General features: G+C 67.6%; 25 protein-coding genes and 2 pseudogenes. 24 read left to right on the forward strand and 3 right to left on the reverse strand.

Translation table 11 applies throughout. The annotated features are described in order from the left end of the window. The first annotated feature begins 296 nt into the window (after positions 1 to 296). The 7 genes and pseudogenes from P73_RS09220 to P73_RS09245 all read left to right on the forward strand — a co-directional run bounded on the left by P73_RS09220 (position 297) and on the right by P73_RS09245 (position 4,347). On the forward strand, positions 297 to 785 hold the full coding sequence (locus tag P73_RS09220) for a crossover junction endodeoxyribonuclease RuvC (protein WP_043869395.1): 489 nt from the start codon (positions 297 to 299) through the stop codon (positions 783 to 785). Beyond that, the gene (locus P73_RS09225) at positions 782 to 979 is read left to right on the forward strand and encodes a hypothetical protein (RefSeq protein WP_043869396.1); all 198 of its coding nucleotides are present in this window, start codon (positions 782 to 784) and stop codon (positions 977 to 979) included. The genes P73_RS09220 and P73_RS09225 overlap by 4 nt, the downstream gene beginning before the upstream one ends. Continuing rightward, entirely contained in the window at positions 972 to 1,358 is a 387-nt protein-coding gene (locus P73_RS09230; protein ID WP_043869397.1) for a DUF6362 family protein, read from the forward strand. Before P73_RS09225 ends, P73_RS09230 begins: the two co-directional genes overlap by 8 nt. Before the next feature lie 370 nt (positions 1,359 to 1,728). Beyond that, on the forward strand, positions 1,729 to 2,955 hold the full coding sequence (locus P73_RS09235) for a DNA modification methylase (protein ID WP_043869398.1): 1,227 nt from the start codon (positions 1,729 to 1,731) through the stop codon (positions 2,953 to 2,955). 3 nt (positions 2,956 to 2,958) lie between these two features. Then, positions 2,959 to 3,438, forward strand: a pseudogene (locus P73_RS26405) (DNA cytosine methyltransferase); the annotation flags it as partial. 205 nt (positions 3,439 to 3,643) lie between these two features. Further along, positions 3,644 to 4,126 carry a hypothetical protein gene (locus P73_RS26410; protein WP_043869425.1) on the forward strand — a complete coding sequence of 161 codons (483 nt, stop codon included), beginning with the start codon at positions 3,644 to 3,646 and terminating at the stop codon, positions 4,124 to 4,126. Further along, positions 4,123 to 4,347, forward strand: coding sequence for a DUF7220 family protein (locus P73_RS09245; protein WP_043869399.1), 225 nt, complete (start codon positions 4,123 to 4,125; stop codon positions 4,345 to 4,347). Before P73_RS26410 ends, P73_RS09245 begins: the two co-directional genes overlap by 4 nt. 53 nt (positions 4,348 to 4,400) lie before the next feature. Here the strand turns inward: P73_RS09245 and P73_RS09250 are convergent, their stop codons facing one another. The 3 genes from P73_RS09250 to P73_RS25945 all read right to left on the reverse strand — a co-directional run bounded on the left by P73_RS09250 (position 4,401) and on the right by P73_RS25945 (position 5,450). Then, positions 4,401 to 4,913, reverse strand: a complete 513-nt coding sequence (locus tag P73_RS09250) for a DUF3489 domain-containing protein (protein WP_043869400.1) — start codon at positions 4,911 to 4,913, stop codon at positions 4,401 to 4,403. A gap of 93 nt (positions 4,914 to 5,006) precedes the next feature. Beyond that, positions 5,007 to 5,258 carry a hypothetical protein gene (locus P73_RS09255; protein ID WP_043869401.1) on the reverse strand — a complete coding sequence of 84 codons (252 nt, stop codon included), beginning with the start codon at positions 5,256 to 5,258 and terminating at the stop codon, positions 5,007 to 5,009. 9 nt (positions 5,259 to 5,267) lie between these two features. Next, positions 5,268 to 5,450: a hypothetical protein gene (locus tag P73_RS25945; protein ID WP_043869402.1), complete on the reverse strand. Its 183-nt coding sequence runs from the start codon at positions 5,448 to 5,450 to the stop codon at positions 5,268 to 5,270. Positions 5,451 to 5,565: 115 nt separating this feature from the next. Here P73_RS25945 and P73_RS26695 point away from each other — a divergent pair, with 115 nt between their 5' ends. The 17 genes and pseudogenes from P73_RS26695 (at position 5,566) to P73_RS26635 (ending at position 19,430) form a co-directional block, all read left to right on the forward strand. Beyond that, complete coding sequence (locus tag P73_RS26695) at positions 5,566 to 6,162, forward strand: terminase small subunit, Nu1 (RefSeq protein ID WP_043869403.1); 597 nt, start codon at positions 5,566 to 5,568, stop codon at positions 6,160 to 6,162. Beyond that, a complete protein-coding gene (locus tag P73_RS09270) occupies positions 6,095 to 7,990 on the forward strand; it encodes a phage terminase large subunit family protein (protein WP_338032922.1) in 1,896 nt (631 codons plus the stop codon). Before P73_RS26695 ends, P73_RS09270 begins: the two co-directional genes overlap by 68 nt. Continuing rightward, positions 7,981 to 8,202 (forward strand): phage head-tail joining protein, encoded by a 222-nt coding sequence (locus P73_RS09275; RefSeq protein WP_245629255.1) that lies wholly within the window; start codon positions 7,981 to 7,983, stop codon positions 8,200 to 8,202. The genes P73_RS09270 and P73_RS09275 overlap by 10 nt, the downstream gene beginning before the upstream one ends. Beyond that, entirely contained in the window at positions 8,199 to 9,722 is a 1,524-nt protein-coding gene (locus tag P73_RS09280) for a phage portal protein (RefSeq protein WP_245629256.1), read from the forward strand. Before P73_RS09275 ends, P73_RS09280 begins: the two co-directional genes overlap by 4 nt. A gap of 4 nt (positions 9,723 to 9,726) precedes the next feature. After that, complete coding sequence (locus P73_RS09285; RefSeq protein WP_043869406.1) at positions 9,727 to 11,742, forward strand: prohead protease/major capsid protein fusion protein; 2,016 nt, start codon at positions 9,727 to 9,729, stop codon at positions 11,740 to 11,742. A gap of 76 nt (positions 11,743 to 11,818) precedes the next feature. Next, positions 11,819 to 12,154: a DUF2190 family protein gene (locus tag P73_RS09290; RefSeq protein ID WP_043869407.1), complete on the forward strand. Its 336-nt coding sequence runs from the start codon at positions 11,819 to 11,821 to the stop codon at positions 12,152 to 12,154. Beyond that, entirely contained in the window at positions 12,154 to 12,465 is a 312-nt protein-coding gene (locus tag P73_RS09295; RefSeq protein ID WP_043869408.1) for a head-tail joining protein, read from the forward strand. Before P73_RS09290 ends, P73_RS09295 begins: the two co-directional genes overlap by 1 nt. Next, the gene (locus tag P73_RS09300) at positions 12,462 to 13,094 is read left to right on the forward strand and encodes a DUF6441 family protein (RefSeq protein ID WP_043869409.1); all 633 of its coding nucleotides are present in this window, start codon (positions 12,462 to 12,464) and stop codon (positions 13,092 to 13,094) included. Before P73_RS09295 ends, P73_RS09300 begins: the two co-directional genes overlap by 4 nt. 8 nt (positions 13,095 to 13,102) lie before the next feature. Next, positions 13,103 to 13,780 carry a hypothetical protein gene (locus P73_RS25545; RefSeq protein ID WP_158401926.1) on the forward strand — a complete coding sequence of 226 codons (678 nt, stop codon included), beginning with the start codon at positions 13,103 to 13,105 and terminating at the stop codon, positions 13,778 to 13,780. A gap of 77 nt (positions 13,781 to 13,857) precedes the next feature. After that, on the forward strand, positions 13,858 to 14,277 hold the full coding sequence (locus P73_RS09305) for a hypothetical protein (RefSeq protein ID WP_043869410.1): 420 nt from the start codon (positions 13,858 to 13,860) through the stop codon (positions 14,275 to 14,277). A gap of 24 nt (positions 14,278 to 14,301) precedes the next feature. After that, on the forward strand, positions 14,302 to 15,240 hold the full coding sequence (locus tag P73_RS09310; RefSeq protein WP_043869411.1) for a phage tail tube protein: 939 nt from the start codon (positions 14,302 to 14,304) through the stop codon (positions 15,238 to 15,240). Further along, positions 15,240 to 15,678: pseudogene (locus P73_RS09315) on the forward strand (hypothetical protein). Before P73_RS09310 ends, P73_RS09315 begins: the two are co-directional and overlap by 1 nt. 98 nt (positions 15,679 to 15,776) lie before the next feature. Further along, the gene (locus P73_RS26415) at positions 15,777 to 15,905 is read left to right on the forward strand and encodes a DUF7697 family protein (protein ID WP_281244920.1); all 129 of its coding nucleotides are present in this window, start codon (positions 15,777 to 15,779) and stop codon (positions 15,903 to 15,905) included. Next, positions 15,898 to 18,333 carry a phage tail tape measure C-terminal domain-containing protein gene (locus P73_RS09320; protein ID WP_043869412.1) on the forward strand — a complete coding sequence of 812 codons (2,436 nt, stop codon included), beginning with the start codon at positions 15,898 to 15,900 and terminating at the stop codon, positions 18,331 to 18,333. Before P73_RS26415 ends, P73_RS09320 begins: the two co-directional genes overlap by 8 nt. Next, a complete protein-coding gene (locus P73_RS09325; RefSeq protein ID WP_043869413.1) occupies positions 18,333 to 18,959 on the forward strand; it encodes a DUF2460 domain-containing protein in 627 nt (208 codons plus the stop codon). The genes P73_RS09320 and P73_RS09325 overlap by 1 nt, the downstream gene beginning before the upstream one ends. After that, positions 18,956 to 19,306, forward strand: a complete 351-nt coding sequence (locus tag P73_RS09330) for a hypothetical protein (protein WP_043869414.1) — start codon at positions 18,956 to 18,958, stop codon at positions 19,304 to 19,306. Before P73_RS09325 ends, P73_RS09330 begins: the two co-directional genes overlap by 4 nt. Beyond that, the gene (locus tag P73_RS26635; RefSeq protein ID WP_275451666.1) at positions 19,299 to 19,430 is read left to right on the forward strand and encodes a hypothetical protein; all 132 of its coding nucleotides are present in this window, start codon (positions 19,299 to 19,301) and stop codon (positions 19,428 to 19,430) included. Before P73_RS09330 ends, P73_RS26635 begins: the two co-directional genes overlap by 8 nt.

A 19,430-nucleotide genomic window follows, 5' to 3' on the forward strand; every position in this document is an offset into this window, starting at 1 on the left:
TCAATCTTTCAAGAGGACCCCTTTCCCCTATACGCGTGCACGCGCGTTCTCAAAGAGAGAGACAGGTACCTATTGAAATATTGAATAATTGAAAGATTATATATTACATATACAGGACAACCACTTAGGGGCGGAAATCCTTCAAGACGCCCCTCTGAAGGTTCTGAAGGATTTGCCGGGCGGCCCAGCTGCCCAGCCCATGAACTGACCAGACCACCCTTCGGGGCCTGGCGAGACCGCAGCCTTCACCGGCCAGCCCGCTCGCCTCGCTCACAAACGCGAAGAGGAGGTCTCTCATGACCCAATCCAACGAACACCCGCGCTGCATCCTGGCGCTCGATCTCGGCACCACGACCGGTTGGGCGCTGCGCAGCCACGACGGGCTGATCACCAGCGGCACCGCCAGCTTCCGGCCCGGGCGCTATGACGGCGGTGGCATGCGCTATCTGCGCTTCACCAACTGGCTGACCGAGCTGGACCGACTGTCGGGGCCCATCGCAGCCATCTGGTTCGAGGAGGTCCGCCGCCATGCCGGAACCGACGCGGCCCATGTCTATGGCGGGCTGATGGCCTCGCTCACCAGCTGGGGCGAGCTGCGGGGCATCCCCTACGAGGGCGTGCCGGTGGGCACGATCAAGCGCCACGCCACCGGCAAGGGCAACGCGCCCAAGCAGGCCATGATCGATGCGGCCCGCGCGAAGGGTTTCAGCCCCGAAGACGACAACGAGGCCGATGCCATCGCCATCCTGCTCTGGGCCCTCGACGCCCGTGGATGTGCGGCATGAGGTTCCATCCCAAGGGCTATGGCGGCCAGCGCCGGTCGCCCGATGAGGTGAAGCGCGACGGCTGGCGCGAACAGGGCGTGCTGGCCGTCAGCGTGGATGACCAGCGCCTGACCTGGCCCGAGCGCGAACTCGTCGAACAGTTGGGCACGCGGCTCTATGGTCCGCGCCCGGTCGAGGATCTGCGCCATGGCTGAGCACATCTGGACCGCCGAGGACGTAGCCGATCATTTCGAGGAGGCGTTCCGAACCCTGCGCAAGCTGCCACCCGTGAAGGTGCAGGGCTATTTCAACGCCTGGCCGCAGGTCATCCGCACCGAGCGCGAGATCCTCGCCATGGAGCCCGAACCGATGCGGGTCTGGCCCTCGGCCGCCGCGATCTCGCGGCTCGAACAGACCTTCGATTGGGTGCTCTGGCTCGGCGAGAGTGAACGCCGCCTGATCTGGTGGCGCGCTGCCCGTCGTCCGTGGAAGCAGATCACCCATGAGCTGGGCGTCGACCGCAGCACCGCATGGCGGCAGCACAAGCTCGCACTCACCAAGATCGCCGCGCGGCTGAATGCTGCGGCTGCATGAAGTGTTGCAACACTTTGGTCTTCGACAGCTGCAACATATCCATGCTATCTGAAGGATATGATGGGGAGAGTACGTCGGAAGACGGCTCTCCCCGTTTCCATTCGCGCGGACCGGCAACAGCAGGGCCGACGCGATGCGCATTTCCCTGAAATCGGCGGGTCCTTCCCGGCGTCCACCCTATGCGGGCGGGCGAAGCGCGAGGGTTTTCCAGTGACGCCCCTGAAAATAGCCGTTTCGTTTCGCTTGGGCCCACGCGGCAACGAGCGAAGGGCCTGACGGCCCGACACCCCATGCCTGAACCGAAACGGCCCTGCGGTGGCATTTCGGTTCACGCCCCCATTTCGCCGCCCGGCTCCCCAAGGACATCCCCATGGACGTCGTCGACCTGCCGCTCGAGCAGATCATTCCCTATGCGCGCAACCCCCGGCGCAACGAGCAGGCCATCGCCACCGTCGCGGCCTCGATCCAGGAGTTCGGCTGGCGACAGCCCATCGTAGTGGACGAGGCGATGGTCGTTCTGGCCGGGCACACCCGGCTGGAGGCTGCGCGCAAGCTCGGCTTCAAGACCGCGCCGGTGCATGTCGCCAAAGGGCTGACCGTGTCCCAGGCCCGCGCCTTCCGGATCATGGACAACCGTTCCGGCGAGAATGCCGAATGGGACAAGGACCTCTTGAACCTCGAACTGGCAGACCTGCTGGAGGCGGATTTCGATCTTGGCCTGACCGGTTTCACCGAAGACGAGGTGAACGCGCTGATGTCGAGCCTCGATGCGGGCACCGGTCCGCAGGAGGGCGAAGACGAGATCCCGGAAACACCGGAGGAGCCGATCAGCCGTCCCGGCGATCTCTGGCTTCTCGGAAACCACCGCCTCCTTTGCGGCGACAGCACGGTCGCCACGGATGTCGAGCGGCTGCTCGGCCCTGTGAAGCCGTTGCTGATGGTCACCGATCCGCCCTACGGAGTGGAATACGACCCGGGCTGGCGTAACCAGGTGGGGGCGGCCAAGACCAAGCGCACTGGCAAGGTGTTGAACGACGACCGCGCCGACTGGCGTGATGCCTGGGCACTGTTCCCGGGCGATGTCGCCTATGTCTGGCACGGCGCGCTGCACGCGGCGACCGTGGCGGAAAGCCTCGAAGTCGCTGGCTTCACCATCCGGTCCCAGATCATCTGGGCCAAGGAGCGGCTGGTTCTGAGCCGGGGCGATTATCACTGGCAGCACGAGCCCGCCTGGTATGCCGTCCGAAAGTCCGGCAAGGGCCATTGGGCGGGCGACCGCAAGCAGACGACGCTCTGGCACATCTCGGGCAAGGACCAGGACGAAAAGACCGTCCACGGCACCCAGAAGCCCGTGGAATGCATGCGCCGGCCGATCCTCAACAATTCGAGCCCGGGTCAGGCGATCTACGAGCCCTTCATGGGGTCAGGCACCACGCTGATCGCAGCCGAGACCACGGGCCGCGTCTGCCTCGGCATCGAACTGAACCCGGCTTACGTCGATGTAGCCGTCCAGCGCTGGCAGAAATTCACCGGGAAGCAGGCCGTCCTCGACGGGGATGGAACGCCCTACGACGACCTCAAGACCAAAGACCGCTGAGGGATGGATGACCTGGCTTTACCTTCCGCAGGCCTCTTCGGCCTATCGCTCTGCTCCGGTGCCGGTGGCATTGATCTCGGGCTCACCATCGCCTTGTCCGGATATCAAACTGTGGGCCATGTCGAACGGGAAACCTTCGCCGCAGCCACTCTCGTGGCGCGGATGGAAGACGCGGCCCTGGATCACGCGCCTGTCTGGGACGATGTTGCCAGTTTCGACGGCCGCCCATGGCGCGGCGCGGTGGACATCGTCACTGCGGGCTATCCGTGCCAGCCGTTCTCCGTCGCGGGCAAGCGTCGGGGCGCGGACGACCCGCGCCACCTCTGGCCGCATGTCGCCCGCATCATCGGCGAGGTCGAACCGCCCTTCGTCTTCCTCGAGAATGTCGCCCATCATCTCCGCCTCGGCTTCCCCGAAGTCGCCAGCGGACTGGTCGGCATGGGCTACCGCCTTGCGGCAGGCCTCTTCACGGCGGCGGAAGTCGGCGCGCCCCACAAGCGCGAGCGTCTGTTCATCCTCGCCATCCGCGAAGACGACGAGCTGGCCGACCCCGCGCGCCTGCTCTGGGACCCGGTCGAGTGGCGGGAACCGGCCGGAACTGCTGCGCTTGTGGCCGACGCCGAGGGCCAGTGCGAACGAGAACCGGCAGACGAAACTCACGCCATCGCAGGCAGCGGGGCAGCACGGGATGAACCTCGCGACGACGGCCGCGCTCTGGCCGACACCGCAGACCGACAGCTTTCGGAGCCGGGGCGGCGAGCGGCGCGACGAGAAAGGTCTGGACCGGATGGCACGGGATTGGCCGACGCCGATGGCAACGGACGGAAACAAGCCGAGCGCCGGCAACCGCCGGACGGCGGACCTCACTCATGCCAGTCAGATGTGGATGACGCCGACGGCGCGGGATCACAAGGATGGTGCGACGACGCTGGCGAATACGCCCGTGAACGGCCTGCTTGGCCGCCAGGTCCTGGTGACGCCGATGGCTGGGCGCGATACCTCCGAGCCGCGCCGGACCTTGAACCCGCTGTTCGTCGAGGCGCTGATGGGCTGGCCCACCGGGTGGACCGGCTTCGCCTCTGTGGCAACGGCGTGGTCCCCTTGGTTGCAGCGCATGCGCTGCGAACTCTCGCGGCTGAACTGCTGGCCGATGAATGAGGCAGCGGCATGAAGCAGACCCGCTTCATGTCGCTGGTCGAGTCCGTCGCCAACGTGATCGTCGGCTACGGCGTCGCGGTCGTGACGCAGATCCTGATCTTTCCGATCTTCGGGTTGCACACGACGCTGGCGCAGAACCTGAAGATGGGCGTGGTCTTCACCGTGGTCAGCATCGCGCGGTCCTTCGCCCTCCGTAGGGTGTTCGAGGCGATCCGGATGCGGAGCGCCAAATGATCGACCGCCGCCCCGGCGGGACGGCGGCCATCGACTTCTCGGGGTCCTGCGCGTCAGGCGGCGGGGAGCTTGTACACCCGCCCGCGCCCCTCAACCTTCTCCGAGGTCACCTCGAGCCCGAGCTTCTTCTTCAGCGCCCCGGCCATCGCGCCGCGCACCGTATGCGACTGCCAGCCCGTCGCGGCCATGATCTCCTCGATGGTCGCGCCGTTCGGCGCGCGCAGCATGGCGATCAGAGTGGCCTGCTTGGTGCCCTCGCGCGGCGTGCGCGTCTTGGGCGCGGGTTCGGGGGCGGCGGAGGTGTTCGCTTCGATGCCGATGGCGGCAAGGCCTGCGTCGGTGGCAACCAACGTGGTGCCATGGCCGTCGCCGGTCTGACGCCAGACAGGTTCGCCCTCGCGCATGTTCGCATCGACCTCTTCGAGCAAACCCTTCGCAAGCATCGCGCCGACCACCTTGGCGGCAGCGCCGCCCCGCAGGCTCTCGGGCAGCGGCAGGGCGATGTGCTCGGGCCGCTGGGCGGCGGCGCTGAGGATGATGGCTTGGGTGGCGGAAAGCTGGGTCATGGGGTCGTCTCCGTATTCGGGTCGCGGCCGTCGCGATCCTTCTACGACCCCAAGCCGCGCCCGCGCGCGGCAGAGGTCCGGAGATTCCGGAGGTCAGTCTGCGAATTCGCCTTCGCCGAACGCGCTGTCGGTGATGCGCTTCAACAGGCTCGCGTAGTGTTCGAGGGTGCCGACGTGGCCCCAATTGATCTCGTCGGGAAGGGCGTCGAAGTGGTCATCACTCAGCCTCTGCAGGCGGGCGAGCATCGTGTCGATCTCGGCCTTCTTTTCAATGAAGGCCGCCAGCGCGACTTCTTGGTTCCGGCGGGCCTTTTCGGCGCGGAGTTGGTGGCGGTCGGTCATCATCCTGCCCCCTCAGTTCTTCTGCTCGATCATCGCGAGGATCGCGCAGGCCATGCCGCCCAGAAACTCGCCGCGCCGGAAGACGATCTCGTCGATCTCGGTCGCGCGAGTGATGGCGGGATCGACCTGAAGGTCGGCGGCCATGTGCGGAAGCAGGCGGGCGGCTTCAAGGTTGTAGCGTTCGGCGAGGGTCATGGCAGGCTCCGTGGGGTGCATCGTTTTCGTAGGATCAGCTTCGCTCTGCCGGGGCTCACCATCCAGTATAATCGCAGCAATTACATGGCTTTAATCGGAGCGCGCGGATCATCTCATGTCGTCAGCCACGCAACCCATCGGCGTGATCGCGCGGCTCCTCGATCTATCCGAGCGCCGGGTCCAGCAGCTGAGCCGCGAGGGTGTGATCCCGAAGGCCGAGCGCGGCCAATATGACCTGATCGGCTCGGTGCGCGGCTATGTCCGCTACCTGCGCGAACAGGCATCGAAGGCGCAGGCCGGTGCGCCGGATTACGCGGCCGAGCGGGCGCGCTTCATTCGGGCGCGGGCTGATCTTGCCGAGATGGAGGCCGAGGAAAAGCGTGGCGCGCTGATCGCGGCAGAAGAGATCGAGGCCGCCTGGATCGCCGTTCTGGCACTTCTGCGCACCCGCTTGCTCGCGCTGCCGGACCGGCTGGCGCCGCAGGTTTTTGAACAATCAACCGTCGGAGACACCCGGAATCTGATCCGAATGACCATCCGCGAGGTGCTCGATGATCTCGCGCAGCCAGATGTCCAACTCGAAGCCATCGCTGACATTGACGGGCTCGCCGATCCTGAAGCGGACGGTGGAGACGGCGCTGAAGGTGCTGCGCCCGCCGCCGGAACTGACGATCAGCGATTGGGCGGACCAGAACCGACGGCTGAGCTCTGAGGCCAGCGCCGAACCCGGGCAATGGCGCACGAGCCGGGCTGAATATCAGCGCGGGATCATGGAGGCGATCTCGGACGCCTCGACCGAGACGGTGGTCATCATGTCCTCCGCCCAGGTCGGCAAGACCGAGGTGCTGAACAACGCCTGCGGCTATCACATCGATCAGGATCCCGCGCCGATCATGGTGGTGATGCCGACCGAGCGCGACGCGGAAACCTGGTCGAAGGACCGCTTCTCGCCGATGGCCCGCGACACGCCCTGTTTGCAGGGCAAGATCGCCGATCCGCGCTCGCGCGACGGCAACAACAAGATCCTGCACAAGCGCTTTCCGGGCGGGCATCTGACCATCGTGGGTGCGAACGCACCCTCGGGTCTGGCCAGCCGCCCGATCCGCCTGCTGCTTTGCGACGAGGTGGACCGCTACCCGTTCAGCGCGGGCGCCGAGGGTGATCCGGTCAACCTCGCCCGGAAACGCACGGTGACTTTCTGGAACCGCAAGATCGTGCTGGTCTCGACGCCCACGAACAAGGGCACCAGCCGGATTGAGGCAGCCTTCGAAGAAAGCGACCAGCGCCGGTTCTGGGTGCCATGCCCGGACTGCGGGGCGGAACAGCTGCTGACCTGGACACAGGTGCGCTGGAGCAAGGGGCCCGAGGGCGACCACCGGCCCGAAACGGCGCGCTACCACTGCGCCGATTGCGATGCGGCTTGGCGGGACGAGACCCGCTGGGCGGCCGTCTCAAAAGGACATTGGGTGGCGGAGCAGCCCTTCGCGGGCGTGGCGGGCTTCCACCTGAACGAGATCTACTCGCCCTGGGTCAGACTGGAGGCGATGGTGCGGGCCTTCCTCTCGGCCCGCTCCGGCGGGGACGAGACGATGAAGACCTTCGTTAATACGTCTCTGGGCGAGACCTGGGTCGAGACCGGGGAAGCCCCCGACTGGCAGCGGCTCTACGACCGGCGCGAGGCTTGGAAACCGGGCACGGTGCCTGCCGGCGGGCTGTTCCTGACCGCCGGGGCCGATGTGCAGAAGGACCGGATCGAGGTCGATGTCTGGGCCTGGGGCCGCGGGTTGGAAAGCTGGCTCGTCGATCACGTCGTGATCGAGGGCGGGCCGGACCGGCATGACGCATGGTCGGAGCTGACCGCGCTGCTGGACAAGTCTTGGCCACATGAACGCGGCGCGCATCTGCGCATCGCCCGGCTCGCCATCGATACGGGCTACGAGGCCCCGGCGGTCTATTCCTGGTCGCGGGCGCAAGGCTTCGCACAGGTCGCACCCGTGAAGGGCGTTGAGGGGTTCAACCGCTCGAGCCCGGTGGCGGGGCCGACGTTTGTCGATGCGACCGAGGGAGGCAAACGTCTGCGGCGCGGAGCTCGACTCTGGACCGTGGCTGTCTCAACCTTCAAAGCCGAGACCTACCGCTTCCTGCGGCTGGCGCGCCCCACCGAGGAAGAACGCGCCGAGGGCGCGGCCTTTCCGCCCGGCACGATCCACCTGCCGACATGGGTCGAAAGCGAGTGGCTGAAGCAGGTCGTGGCCGAACAGCTGGTGACCGTCCGCACCAAGCGCGGCTTCGCGAAACTCGAATGGCAGAAACTCCGTGAACGCAACGAGGCGCTGGATTGCAGGGTCTATGCCCGCGCCGCCGCCTGGATCGCGGGCGCGGACCGCTGGCCCGACGAGAAATGGCGTGACCTCGAGGATCAGCTCGGGGCTGCGCCTTACGGTGACACCGATCCCGCCGGTCAAATTCACCGGCCCGGACAGGCCCCACAGGGCAAGCGCCGCTCCGACTGGCTTGGGCGGCGGGAAGGATGGTTTTGAAGATGACCGACTGGACGGAAACCGAGCTCTCGGCGCTGCGCCGGGCCTATGCCAGCGGCACGACCCGGGTCAGCTATGACGGCAAGTCAGTCGACTACGGCTCGGCCGAAGACCTGCTGGCCCGCGTCCGCACCATCGAACGCGCCATCGCTGGGACCGCACGGCCGCTGCCTGTGGCCGGGCTCGCGGGCTTCTCGCGCGGAGACCGATGATGTCGGCCAACTGGTTCGACTGGGCCATTGCCTCCGTCGCCCCTCGGGCCGCCGCGAGGCGCGTGCTGGCCCGTAAGGCCTTCGATACCCTCACACGGGGCTATGACGGGGCCGCGCGCGGGAGGCGGACGGAGGGCTGGCGGGCACCGGGATCCTCCGCCGATACCGAGATCGGCGTCGCGGGAGCGCTCTTGCGCGACCGGATGCGCGATCTGGTGCGAAACAACCCGCATGCGGCCAAGGCCGTGGCGGTGCTGGTGAACAACATCATCGGCGCAGGCATCATGCCGCGCGCCGCCAGCGGCGACGACAAGCTCGACCGGAGGGTCGATGCGCTGTTCGAACGCTGGACAGCCGACTGCGATGCCGACGGTCAGCTCGACTTCTACGGTCTGCAGACGCTGATCTGCCGCGAGATGGTCGAGGCGGGTGAGGTGCTGGTGCGCCGCCGCCTGCGGCGTGCGAGCGACGGCCTTCCGGTGCCGCTGCAATTGCAGGTGCTGGAGGCCGACTTCCTCGACGCCACGAAATCCGGCGTCCTTGGCGCGGGACGCCTCGTCCAGGGGATCGAGTTCGACCCGGTCGGCAAGCGTCGGGCCTACTGGCTGCACGCTGAGCATCCGGGCGACGCCTATGGCGCCTTGCAGAACGGTCTGCAGAGCCGCCCGGTCCCTGCGAGCGAGATCGCCCATGTCTACGAGAAGCAGCGCACGCAGGCGCGCGGCGTTCCCTGGGGCGCGCCGGTGATCCGGTCTTTGCGGGACCTCGACGACTATGAAGTGGCCGAACTGGTCCGAAAGAAGACCGAGGCCTGCGTCACCGCCATCGTCTTTGGCGACGACGAGGCGCAGCAGGGCATCGCGCCCTCGGTGGTCGATGCCGACGGGAACCGGGTCGAGCAGTTCGAGCCCGGCCTGATCGCCTATGCCCGCGGCGGCAAGGACATCCGGTTCAACCAGCCCTCGGCCACCGGCGGATACGGCGAGTACAAGCGCGCGAGCCTGCACACGATCTCGGCCGGGTTCCGGGTGCCCTATGAGTTGCTGACCGGGGACCTGTCCCAGGTCAACTACTCCTCGATCCGGGCGGGGCTCGTGGAGTTCCGCCGCCAGATCGACGCCTTGCAGTGGCAGCTATTCATCCCGATGTTCTGCGCGCCGGTCTGGCGCTGGTTCACGGAAGCCGCTTGGGCGGCGGGCCAAATCCCGACACCCGATGTCCCGGTCGAATGGCAGCCGCCGAAGTTCGAGGCTGTCGATCCGCAGAAGGATGCGATGGCGGACCTTCTGGCGATCCGTTCGGGCACCATGACGCTGGCACAGGCCATCGCCCGGCAGGGCCGCAACCCCGACGCCGTGCTGGCGGAAATCGCCGCGACCAACGCGAAGCTCGACGACCTCGGGCTCGTGCTCGACAGCGATCCGCGCCGCGTTACCAAGACCGGCAGCGCGCAGGCGGGCGACCCGACAGCACCCGCCGATCCGGAAACCACACCGGCGCAGGCCGACCAACAGGACTGACCCCATGGACACAATGATCGAACTGCCGGCCCTGCGCCGGTCGGCGGAGCTTGCGCCAAACAGCGTCGACAACGACGCGCGCACCGTCGAGGTGATCTGGTCGGCAGGCGCCCGCGTTCGCCGCGCCAGCTTCTTCGGCGAACCCTATGACGAGGAGCTGAGCCTCGATCCCGCCCATGTCCGGCTCGAACGGCTGAACGCGGGCGCGCCCTTCCTGAAGGTCCATGAGATCGACACGCTCGACGCCGTCATCGGCTCGGTCGTGCCCGGTTCGGCCCGGATCGAGAACGGTTGCGGCATCGCGCAGGTGCGGATCAGCGAGCGTGCCGACGTCGAGCCGATCTGGCGCGACATCCAGGCCGGGCACATCCGGGCGGTCTCGATCGGCTACCAGGTCCACCGCTTCGACATCTCGAAACCCGATGGCGGGCGAGAGCTTTGGCGGGCGGTCGACTGGACCCCGTTCGAGATCTCGGCCGTGCCGGTCGGCGCCGATCCCGCCGCGGGCTTCCGCGCCAAGGGCGAACATCACGACTGCGTCCTCCATCGCCGGGACGCTGAAACCAGCGAAGGAGCATCCCCCATGACCGACAAGACGACCCCGGCCGCCCCGGCCGACGACACCCCCGACACGGCAGCGACCGAGGAGATCAAAATGCCCGACGACAAGACCGGCGCGGCCGAGACGCGCAGCCAGCCCAAGGCCCCCAAGCCTGAGGCCCCGGATACCGAAGCCATCGCGACCCGTGCCCGCGAGGCCGAGCGCGACCGCGTTTCCACGATCTATGATCTGGCCGGGCGGCTGAACCTCGAGCGCAGCTTCGCCGAGGATCTGGTGAAACGCGGCGTCAGCGTCGACGAGTCCCGCCGCCTGATCCTCGATCAGGTCGCCGCGAAGTCCGACGAGACCCGGACCTTCCCGCATGTCTCCGTGCCCCTCGGCGGCCGCGACGAGCGCATCACCCGTCGCGATGCGGTCGCCAACGCGCTCCTGCACCGCTACAGCCCCACGCTGTTCCCGCTGGAGGATGCGGCCCGCCAATATCGCGGCATGACGCTGCTGGAACTCGCCCGCGAAAGCCTCGGTAACTCCGGGGTCAACACGCGCGGCCTCTCGCGCGACGAGGTGGCAACGCGCGCGCTGCACTCGACCTCGGACTTCCCCGAGATCCTCTCGGCGGTCACCAACAAGACCCTGCGGCAGGCCTATGACGCCTATCCCCGGACCTTCTCGCTCTTCTGCCGCCAGGTGCTGGCTACCGACTTCAAGTCGATGCACCGTGTCCAGCTCGGCGAGGCGCCGCAGCTTCTGGAAGTGGGCGAGAGCGGCGAGTTCAAGCGCGGCTCGCTCGGCGAGAGCAAGGAGAGCTACAAGGTCAAGACCTATGGCCGCGTCGTCGCGATCACCCGCCAGGTGCTGATCAACGACGATCTCGACGCCTTCACGCGTATCCCGGCGATGTACGGCAACTCGATCGCCCAGCTGGAGTCGGACGTGGTCTGGGGCATCATCACCGCCAACCCGGCGATGGCCGACGGGACGGCGCTGTTCCACGCCAACCACAAGAACCTCGCCGGGACCGGCGCGGCGCTGGCCGTCGATGCGGTGGGCGCGGCCCGTGCCGCGATGGCGCTGCAGACCGGGCTCGACAAGAAGACGGTGCTGAACATCCGTCCTGCCTTCCTGATCGTGCCCGCCGCGCTGGAACTGAAGGCTGAGCAGCTGGTCGCGCAGAACCTCGTCCCCGCCGCGACCTCCAGCGTGGTGCCGCAGTCGATCCGGACGCTCTCGCCGATCAGCGAGCCGCGCCTCGATGCCGCCAGCGCCACCGCTTGGTATCTCGCGGCCAGCCCGAACCAGATCGACACCATCGAGTACGCCTATCTCGAGGGGCAGCAGGGCGCCTATATCGAGACGCGCAACGGCTTTGACGTCGACGGCGTCGAGATTAAGTGCCGCCTCGACTTCGGCGCCAAGGCCATCGACTGGCGCGGCCTCTACAAGAACCCGGGCGCGTAAGGCGCACCCATCCTGAACCCTGACACACGGGCGGTCCAATCGGGCCGCCCTTCGTTTTTCCGAGAGGACCCCCATAATGAAAAACTTCGTCCAGCCCGGCAACACCATCACCCTGACCGCGCCATATGCCGTCGCCTCCGGCGATGGCCTGCTCGTCGGTTCCATCTTCGGAGTGGCCGCAGGCACCGCCGCCCTCGGCGAGAGCGTCGAGACCGCGCTCACCGGCATCTTCGACATCACCAAGATCGGCTCGCAGTCCTGGACGGCCGGCGCGAAGATCTACTGGGACGACACCAACAAGCGCACCACCAACGTGGCCACCTCGAACACGCTGATCGGCGTCGCCATCGAGGCAGTCGCGGGCGGGGCCGGAGACACCATCGGTCGGGTGCGGCTCAACGGCAGCTTCTGATGAGCGCTTTCGCCGCCGCCGTTGGCGCGCTATTTGCCGATCCGAACATCGGCCGGGATGCGGTCTACATCGCTGACGGCGGCGCGCCCGTTATGGTGCGCGTCGTCGCCCGGCGCGCGGATGCCGTCACCGACTTCGGCGATGCGCGTCTTTGGTCCGAGACCACGCGGATCGACCTGCGAGTCGCCGAGGTGGCGAACCCGCGCCCCGGCGACCGGATCGAGATCGAGGGCGATGCCTTCCTCATTCAGGGCGAGCCCGTCCGCGACCGCGAGCAGCTCGTCTGGACCGTCGATCTGAGGCCTGCGTGAAACTGAAGCTCGACATCGATCCCGACATTGTCGCGATGATGCAGGCCGAGGTGGCGGCGGGAGAACGTGCCGTGACCGCCGCCATGCGCGAGGCCGGGACCGGGCTGAAGGCCGCGTGGCGCTTGCAGGTCACCGGCGCAGGGCTTGGCACACGGCTCGCCAACACGATCCGCAGCCAGACGTTTCCGAAGTCTTGCGAGAGCCTCGACGCTGCCGCGCTGGTCTGGTCGCAAGCGCCGGTCATCGTCGGCGCCCACGATACCGGGCCGCTGATCCGCTCGAAGAACGGGTTCTGGCTGGCGATCCCGTTGCCTGCGGCGGGAAAGTCCCTGCGCGGCGGCCGGATCACCCCCGGCGAGTGGGAACGGCGACGCAGGTTGCGCCTGCGCTTCGTCTATCGCCGGACGGGCCCGAGCCTGCTGGTGGCCGAAGGACGGCTGAACACCAAAGGCCAAGCGGTCGTGTCGCGATCAAAGACCGGGCGCGGCAAGGTCACCGCGCCGATCTTCCTGCTGGTGCCGCAGGTGAAGCTGCCGAAGCGGCTCGAGCTCGCGCGGGATGCAGACCGGGCGCTGGACAGCGTGCCGGGGCTGATCGTGACGAATTGGGTAGAGGGGCAGCTGACTTGATGGCTCTCATGCGCGAGCTTGAGATTTTGCGTTGCCCGCGCCACAACGGGCGCGTTCTTAACCCTGCGATATCTGATGTGCAGGTCAACAAGAGTTCAATAATGGAACCCATCGTGCCTGTAAAATGCCCTGACTGCGGTTACTTGTATGTCCCGGATCATCCCGAAGACATTGTGCGTCATGCCGAAGTTCACGAAGAAGTCACTTCACCGGATCGCCCAAATCCTGATTCAAGACTCGCTGGCTTAGTGAACCCCACAAGTGGACTGATTATCTTTCAGAGATCTGACCAAAACTTTCTCCACGAAAAACTCTACGGCATCGCACGCCGCTTCAAACGTGAGATGGGATACGATCAAGCTGACTGGGCTCCATTGGGGTATCAAGTTCCCGCCGGTGCAATTGGTGCGATATTCTCAGATGATGAAGGCCGTGCATTGGGTGGCGCAGGGATCTATACAGAAACTCCCTACCGGGACGTATCTCATATGATCGGTTGGATTTGGATCGCACCCGACTTTCGCCGTAAGGGTGTTCTTGCCCGCGCTTTACCCGACCTCGCGATGCGCTTTCCGGGGGCACTCCTTCAGTTTCCTTACAGTGAGGCAATGGAGCGCTTCGCGGCCGCCTCTCCTTTCATCAGCCATAACGGTGGCCCGCTCTATTTGACGGCGCCGAATTCGTAGGCGGCTGAACGGCACCGCAATGCAAATCCGGCGCATGACTGTCAGAATTTGAAACGAATCCCTCATCCGGTTGGAAGATGCCCACCCAACGCGAAACCATCCTCACCGCGCTGCACGCGCGGCTCTCAACGCTGCCCGCGACCGCCCTGCGCGGTGAGGTGTTGCCCGAGCGCGTCCCAGCCAATGGCCTGCTGATCCTGCGCGACGGCGAGCCGGGCGAGCCCGAGGTGACGCTCTCGCCGCTCGCCTACCACTACCAGCACCGGGTCGAGATCGAGGCGGTCGTGCAGGGCGCCGCCCGTGACGCCGCCTTCGACACGTTGACCGCCAGCATCGGCGCGGCGCTCGCCGCCGACCGGACGCTGGGCGGGCTCTGCGACTGGGTCGAGGCGGAAGCGCCGAGGCCGGTCGATCTGCCGGTCGAGGGAGCGGCCAGCCTGAAGGCCGCCGTGATCCCGGTGGTGCTGCACTATTCCACGGCCGACCCGCTGGCCTGACCCAAACGACAACAGGAGATCACCATGGCACGAGCCCAGGGGGCGCGGGCGCAGATGGCGCTTGCGTTCGAGACGACCTATGGCACGCCGCCCGTGGGCGGCTTCACGAAGATGCCCTTTGCCAGCACCACGCTCGGGGCGGAGCAGCCGCTGCTGAACTCGGAGCTGTTGGGCTACGGCCGCGATCCGCTGGCGCCGATCAAGGATGCGGTGACGGCCGACGGCGACGTCGTCGTGCCGCTCGACGCGGAGGCCTTCGGTTTCTGGCTGAAGGCGGCCTTCGGTGCGCCGACCACGACCGGCACTGGTCCGTGGACGCACGAGTTCCAGTCCGGGGCCTGGACGCTGCCGAGCCTCTCCATCGAGACCGGCATGCCCGAGGTGCCGCGCTACGCCATGTATTCCGGCTGCGTCCTCGACCAGATCACCTGGCAGATGCAGCGGTCTGGCCTGCTGACCGCGACCGCCCGGCTGGTGGCGCAGGGTGAGACGGTGGGCACAACGACCAGCGCCGGGACACCCGCCGCGTTGGAACTGAAGCGCTTCGGCCATTTCAACGGGTCGATCACGCGGAACGGCTCGGCGCTCGGCAATGTGGTCTCTGCCGACATCACCTATGCCAACAACCTCGACCGCATCGAGACGATCCGTTCGGACGGCCGCATCGATGGCGCGGACCCGTCCATCGCGGCGCTGACGGGCTCCATCGAGGTCCGTTTCGCCGACAGCACGTTGGTGACGCAGGCGATCAATGGCGATCCCTGCGAGCTCGAGTTCGCCTACGTCCTGCCGTCGGGCGAGAGCTTCACCTTCACCGTGCACGCCGTCTACCTGCCACGCCCGCGCATCGAGATTTCCGGGCCGCAAGGGGTGCAGGCCACCTTCGACTGGCAGGCCGCCCGCGACAGCGTGCTCGGCCGGATGTGCACTGCCACCCTTGTGAACGATGTGGAGACTTATTGATGCTGACGCTCGACCTGACGAATGCGCCGCGCTGGCACGACCTCGCCACCGGCGTCCGGGTGCAGCTGCGCCCGCTGACCACCGCGCTGATGGTGGCGACCCGCAGCGATCCCGCCGTGGAAGCCGTGCCGGAGGACGCCTCCGATGAGGAACGCGCCGTCGCCTTCGCCAAGGCGCTGGCGCGGCGGGCGGTGCTCGCCTGGGAGGGCATCGGCGATGCGGACGGCAATCCCATCGAGACGAGCCCCGAGGCCATCGACGCACTGCTCGATGTCTGGCCGATTTTCGAGGCCTTCCAGCTGACCTACGTCTCCAAAGGCCTGTTGCTGGAGCAGGAAAAAAAACGCCTCCGCGCTCTCGCCGAGTGGTCCTTCGGCGGGGGCGACCGATACTGCGACGCCTGCGCGCAAGCCTGCCCGGACTGCCCGGCGCGGCTGAACCGTCCAGAAACTCCGGAGGGCTGGCAGGTCTGGGATCTGGTCGGCCGCCTCGGCGGCCAGCTGCGGGCGCTGCCGGGAGCGGTGATCGGCTGGGACATGTCGGCGGCGCTGGCGCTCGGTGACGCGCTCGGCGTGCCGCCGCTCGCCATGGCCGAACTGCTGCCCGTCATCGAAGCGGTGATGGTCGCGAAACTCAACGAACAGATGGAACGTCCCGATGGCTGAAAAGCGTGTGTCCGTCCGCCTCGCGGCGGTCGGCGGACGACAGGTGCGCGCCGAGCTGGAAGGTGTCGGCGAGGCCGGATCGCGCGGCTTCGGACGGCTCAGCCGGGAGATGGACGCGGCGAACGCTCGGCTAGCGGCCTTCTCGCGCCGGGTGCGTGTGGCCGCCGCCGCCGCTGTGGCGGCGGCCGTCGCCGCGGGGGTGGCGATGATCCGCTCTGGCCTCCAGACGGTCGATGCGCAGGCGAAGTTGGCGCAGTCCCTCGGCACCACCGTCGCCTCGATCCAGACGCTGGAGCGCGCGGGCGAACTGGCGGGCGTATCCATGTCCGGCATCGAACAGGCCACAAAAGACCTGACGCGCCGCCTCAGCCAGGCGGCGGCCGGGACAGGACCGGCAGCCGACGCGCTCGACCGGCTGGGCCTTTCGGCCAACGACCTGATCGCGCTGCCGCTGGACCAGCGCGTCGGCGCGATCAACGCCGCCATCGAGAACTTCGTGCCTGTCGCCGAACGCGCGGCTGTCGCAGGGCAGCTCTTCGGCGAGGAAGGCTCCATCGCCATGTCGCGGATCGACACCGCGACGCTGCGCCAGGCGACCGAGGACGTACTTGCCTTCGGTGTCGTCGTCTCCGAACAGGATGCCGACCAGATCGAGCGGACGAACGACGCGGTCTCGCGCCTCGGGCTGATCTGGCGCGGTTTGTCGAACCAGCTCGCCGTCGCTGCGGCCCCCGCGCTGGAAGCGGTTGCCAATGCCATGGCGGCCATCGCCAGCCGCACCGGGCCGCTCGGCATCGCCATTCGCGGCCTTTTCGACAATATCGGCCGCCTGACCACCTATGCCGTGACCTTCACGACCTTCCTCGCGGGCCGCTGGGTCGCCGGACTGGCCGCTGCGGCGCTGTCGGTGCGTGGGTTCGCCACCGCGCTCGTCGTCCTGCGCGGGGCTCTGATCCGCACAGGCATCGGTGCGCTGATCGTCGGCGTCGGCGAACTCATATATCAGCTGTCCCAATTCGTGGCCCGCGTGGGCGGGGTCGGCGAAGCCTTCCGGCTGCTCTCCGACCTGGCCTCCGAGGTCTGGTCGCGCATCGGGCTCGCGCTCGACGCCGCGCTGGCCCGCATGGCCGCCGGATGGGAGGGGCTGAAGGTCGCCGCGCTCTCGGCTCTTGACGGCACCGTCGCGGGCGTCGTGGGTTTTGGGGACCGCACTGTCGCGATCTTCCAGGGGGCCTATGATGGCGCGGTGGCGATCTGGGGCGGCCTGCCGGGCGCCATCGGCGATTTCGCCTACCAGGCCGCAAACGGGCTGATCGGCGGGGTCGAGGCGATGCTGAACGGCGTGGTCACCCGCATCAACAGCTTCATCGAGACCCTGAACGCCGCGCTGGCCCTGCTGCCCGAATGGGCGACCGGCGAAGGCGGCGTGCGGATCGGCACGCTCGACGCGGTGGACCTGAGCCGGATCGACAACCCGTTCGAGGGGGCCGCGACGGCGGCCGGCACCGCGGCGGCCGATGCGTTCTCGGCGGCGCTTTCTCGGACCTACATCACTCCGCCCGATCTCGGTCTCGGCGCGATGGCGGAAGACGCGCGTTCCCGCGCCGATGCCTATCGCGAGGCCGCGGGCATGCTGACCGATGCCGCGACCCGGCCGCTTGCTGCCTGGCAGGCGCTGAAGGATGCCGTGACCGGGTCCGGCACGGAGGCCGAGACCGCGCTGACGGACGCCGCGACCTCCGCCGATGCGCTGGCGGCCGGGCTCGACGACACTGCAGCCGCTGCCAATGGCGCCGGAGGTGCTGCCCGCAATGCCGGAACCGCCGCTGGCGAAGGGGCCGAGCGTGCCCTGACCGGCTGGCAGGCCGTGACGGCAGCGCTCTCGGACTATGCCAGCCGGGCGCGGGAGATCGGCGGAGATATCGGCCAGAGCCTCGTCAGCGCGTTTCAGTCGGCCGAGGACGCGGTCGGGGAGTTCGTGAAGACCGGCAAGCTGAACTTCCGCGATCTGGTGACTTCGCTCATCGCCGATCTGGCGAAACTGGCGGCGCGGCGGTTCATTCTCGGTCCCATCGCCAACGCGCTCTCGGGCGCGCTCGGTGGCGCGGGCGGGATCTTCGCCAACATTCTGCACGCGGGCGGCATGGTCGGCTCGTCCGGCCCCTCGCGCATGGTCCCAGCCATGGCATTCGCCGCCGCGCCCCGGATGCATTCTGGCGGCGCGGTGGGGCTTCGGCACGACGAGGTTCCGGCAATCCTGCAGCGCGGCGAACGGGTGCTCTCGCGCCGCGAAGCGCAGAGCTACGGCGCTGGCGGCGGGATCAACGTCACGATCATGGCGCGGGACGCCGAGAGTTTCCGACAATCCCGCACGCAGGTCGCGGCGGATATCGCCCGGGCGGTTTCGCTCGGGCGGAGGGGCATGTGATGGCGTTCCATGAGGTCCGGTTCCCGGACAACATCAGCCGCGGCGCGCGCGGCGGGCCGGAACGGCGCACCCAGATCGTCGAGCTCGCCTCGGGCGACGAGGAGCGCAACGCCAGTTGGGCCAATTCGCGCCGCCGCTACGATGTGGCCTTCGGCATCCGCCGGGCCGACGATCTGGCGGCGGTGGTCGCCTTCTTCGAGGCGCGGAACGGCCGGCTCCATGGCTTCCGGTTCAAGGACTGGGGCGATTACAAGTCTTGCCCGCCTTCGGGAGCACCGACCCCGACAGACCAGGTGATCGGCACCGGCGACGGCACGACGACCGCCTTCCAGCTGGTGAAGCGCTACGCCTCGGGCAGCCAGACGTGGATGCGGACCATCGCCAAGCCGGTCGCGGGCTCGGTCACCATCGCCCTGAATGGCGCGCCGCAAGGGTCCGGCTGGTCCGTCGATACCACGACCGGCGTCATCAACTTCACCACCGCGCCGGGTGCTGGCGTCACGATCACCGCTGGCTTCGAATTCGACGTCCCGGTCCGCTTCGACACTGACGCTCTCGACGTGACGCTCGACCTCGAACGGCTGGGCTCGATCACCTCCATCCCGCTCTTGGAGATCCGACGATGAATGACGAAACCGGATTTCTGGCGGCGGCGCTGAAGGAACTGCTCGCCTCCACGGCGGTGATCCTCGCCGCCTGGGGCGCGCTCGGGGGGGCGACCAATGCGCTGACGACGAAGATGCGGCTGCGCGATGCGCTGCGCCACATCCTGCTTGGCGGTCTGATCGCGGCCGGGATGGGCAGCCTCTCCATGGCCGTCATCACGTCTTGGCTCAGCCTGCCGCCCGAGGCGATCCCGGCCGGGGGCGCGGCGGGTTCGGCCGCCTATCTGGTCGGCGTCTTCGGCCCCGCCTTCATCGAGGTGCTGCTCGCCCGCCTGCGCCACGCCGGGAAAGGCGACGGCGATGCATGACCTTCTCCGCCTCGCGCGTTCCCTGCGCTGCGATCCGACCGATCCTGGCCAGGCCTTCCGCCACCGGCTGGGCGTCGGCATCGCCATCGCCGCGCTGATCCTGATCCTCTCGCTTCTGGGGTGA

This window comes from Celeribacter indicus, from assembly GCF_000819565.1.
Taxonomy (GTDB): domain Bacteria; phylum Pseudomonadota; class Alphaproteobacteria; order Rhodobacterales; family Rhodobacteraceae; genus Celeribacter; species Celeribacter indicus.

Bases quoted from the DNA above. Each gene is read 5' to 3' on its own strand.
- P73_RS26415 (WP_281244920.1), top strand. From the start codon at position 15,777: ATGTCGGCGGCGCTGGCGCTCGGTGACGCGCTCGGCGTGCCGCCGCTC.
- P73_RS09225 (WP_043869396.1), top strand. From the start codon at position 782: ATGAGGTTCCATCCCAAGGGCTATGGCGGCCAGCGCCGGTCGCCCGAT.
- P73_RS09310 (WP_043869411.1), top strand. From the start codon at position 14,302: ATGGCACGAGCCCAGGGGGCGCGGGCGCAGATGGCGCTTGCGTTCGAG.
- P73_RS09305 (WP_043869410.1), top strand. From the start codon at position 13,858: ATGCCCACCCAACGCGAAACCATCCTCACCGCGCTGCACGCGCGGCTC.
- P73_RS26635 (WP_275451666.1), top strand. From the start codon at position 19,299: ATGCATGACCTTCTCCGCCTCGCGCGTTCCCTGCGCTGCGATCCGACC.
- P73_RS09255 (WP_043869401.1), bottom strand. From the start codon at position 5,258: ATGATGACCGACCGCCACCAACTCCGCGCCGAAAAGGCCCGCCGGAAC.
- P73_RS09290 (WP_043869407.1), top strand. From the start codon at position 11,819: ATGAAAAACTTCGTCCAGCCCGGCAACACCATCACCCTGACCGCGCCA.
- P73_RS25545 (WP_158401926.1), top strand. From the start codon at position 13,103: ATGCGCGAGCTTGAGATTTTGCGTTGCCCGCGCCACAACGGGCGCGTT.
- P73_RS09235 (WP_043869398.1), top strand. From the start codon at position 1,729: ATGGACGTCGTCGACCTGCCGCTCGAGCAGATCATTCCCTATGCGCGC.
- P73_RS09325 (WP_043869413.1), top strand. From the start codon at position 18,333: ATGGCGTTCCATGAGGTCCGGTTCCCGGACAACATCAGCCGCGGCGCG.
- P73_RS26695 (WP_043869403.1), top strand. From the start codon at position 5,566: ATGTCGTCAGCCACGCAACCCATCGGCGTGATCGCGCGGCTCCTCGAT.
- P73_RS09250 (WP_043869400.1), bottom strand. From the start codon at position 4,913: ATGACCCAGCTTTCCGCCACCCAAGCCATCATCCTCAGCGCCGCCGCC.
- P73_RS25945 (WP_043869402.1), bottom strand. From the start codon at position 5,450: ATGACCCTCGCCGAACGCTACAACCTTGAAGCCGCCCGCCTGCTTCCG.
- P73_RS09320 (WP_043869412.1), top strand. From the start codon at position 15,898: ATGGCTGAAAAGCGTGTGTCCGTCCGCCTCGCGGCGGTCGGCGGACGA.
- P73_RS09285 (WP_043869406.1), top strand. From the start codon at position 9,727: ATGGACACAATGATCGAACTGCCGGCCCTGCGCCGGTCGGCGGAGCTT.
- P73_RS09330 (WP_043869414.1), top strand. From the start codon at position 18,956: ATGAATGACGAAACCGGATTTCTGGCGGCGGCGCTGAAGGAACTGCTC.
- P73_RS09275 (WP_245629255.1), top strand. From the start codon at position 7,981: ATGGTTTTGAAGATGACCGACTGGACGGAAACCGAGCTCTCGGCGCTG.
- P73_RS09230 (WP_043869397.1), top strand. From the start codon at position 972: ATGGCTGAGCACATCTGGACCGCCGAGGACGTAGCCGATCATTTCGAG.
- P73_RS09295 (WP_043869408.1), top strand. From the start codon at position 12,154: ATGAGCGCTTTCGCCGCCGCCGTTGGCGCGCTATTTGCCGATCCGAAC.
- P73_RS09220 (WP_043869395.1), top strand. From the start codon at position 297: ATGACCCAATCCAACGAACACCCGCGCTGCATCCTGGCGCTCGATCTC.
- P73_RS26410 (WP_043869425.1), top strand. From the start codon at position 3,644: ATGAACCTCGCGACGACGGCCGCGCTCTGGCCGACACCGCAGACCGAC.
- P73_RS09280 (WP_245629256.1), top strand. From the start codon at position 8,199: ATGATGTCGGCCAACTGGTTCGACTGGGCCATTGCCTCCGTCGCCCCT.
- P73_RS09245 (WP_043869399.1), top strand. From the start codon at position 4,123: ATGAAGCAGACCCGCTTCATGTCGCTGGTCGAGTCCGTCGCCAACGTG.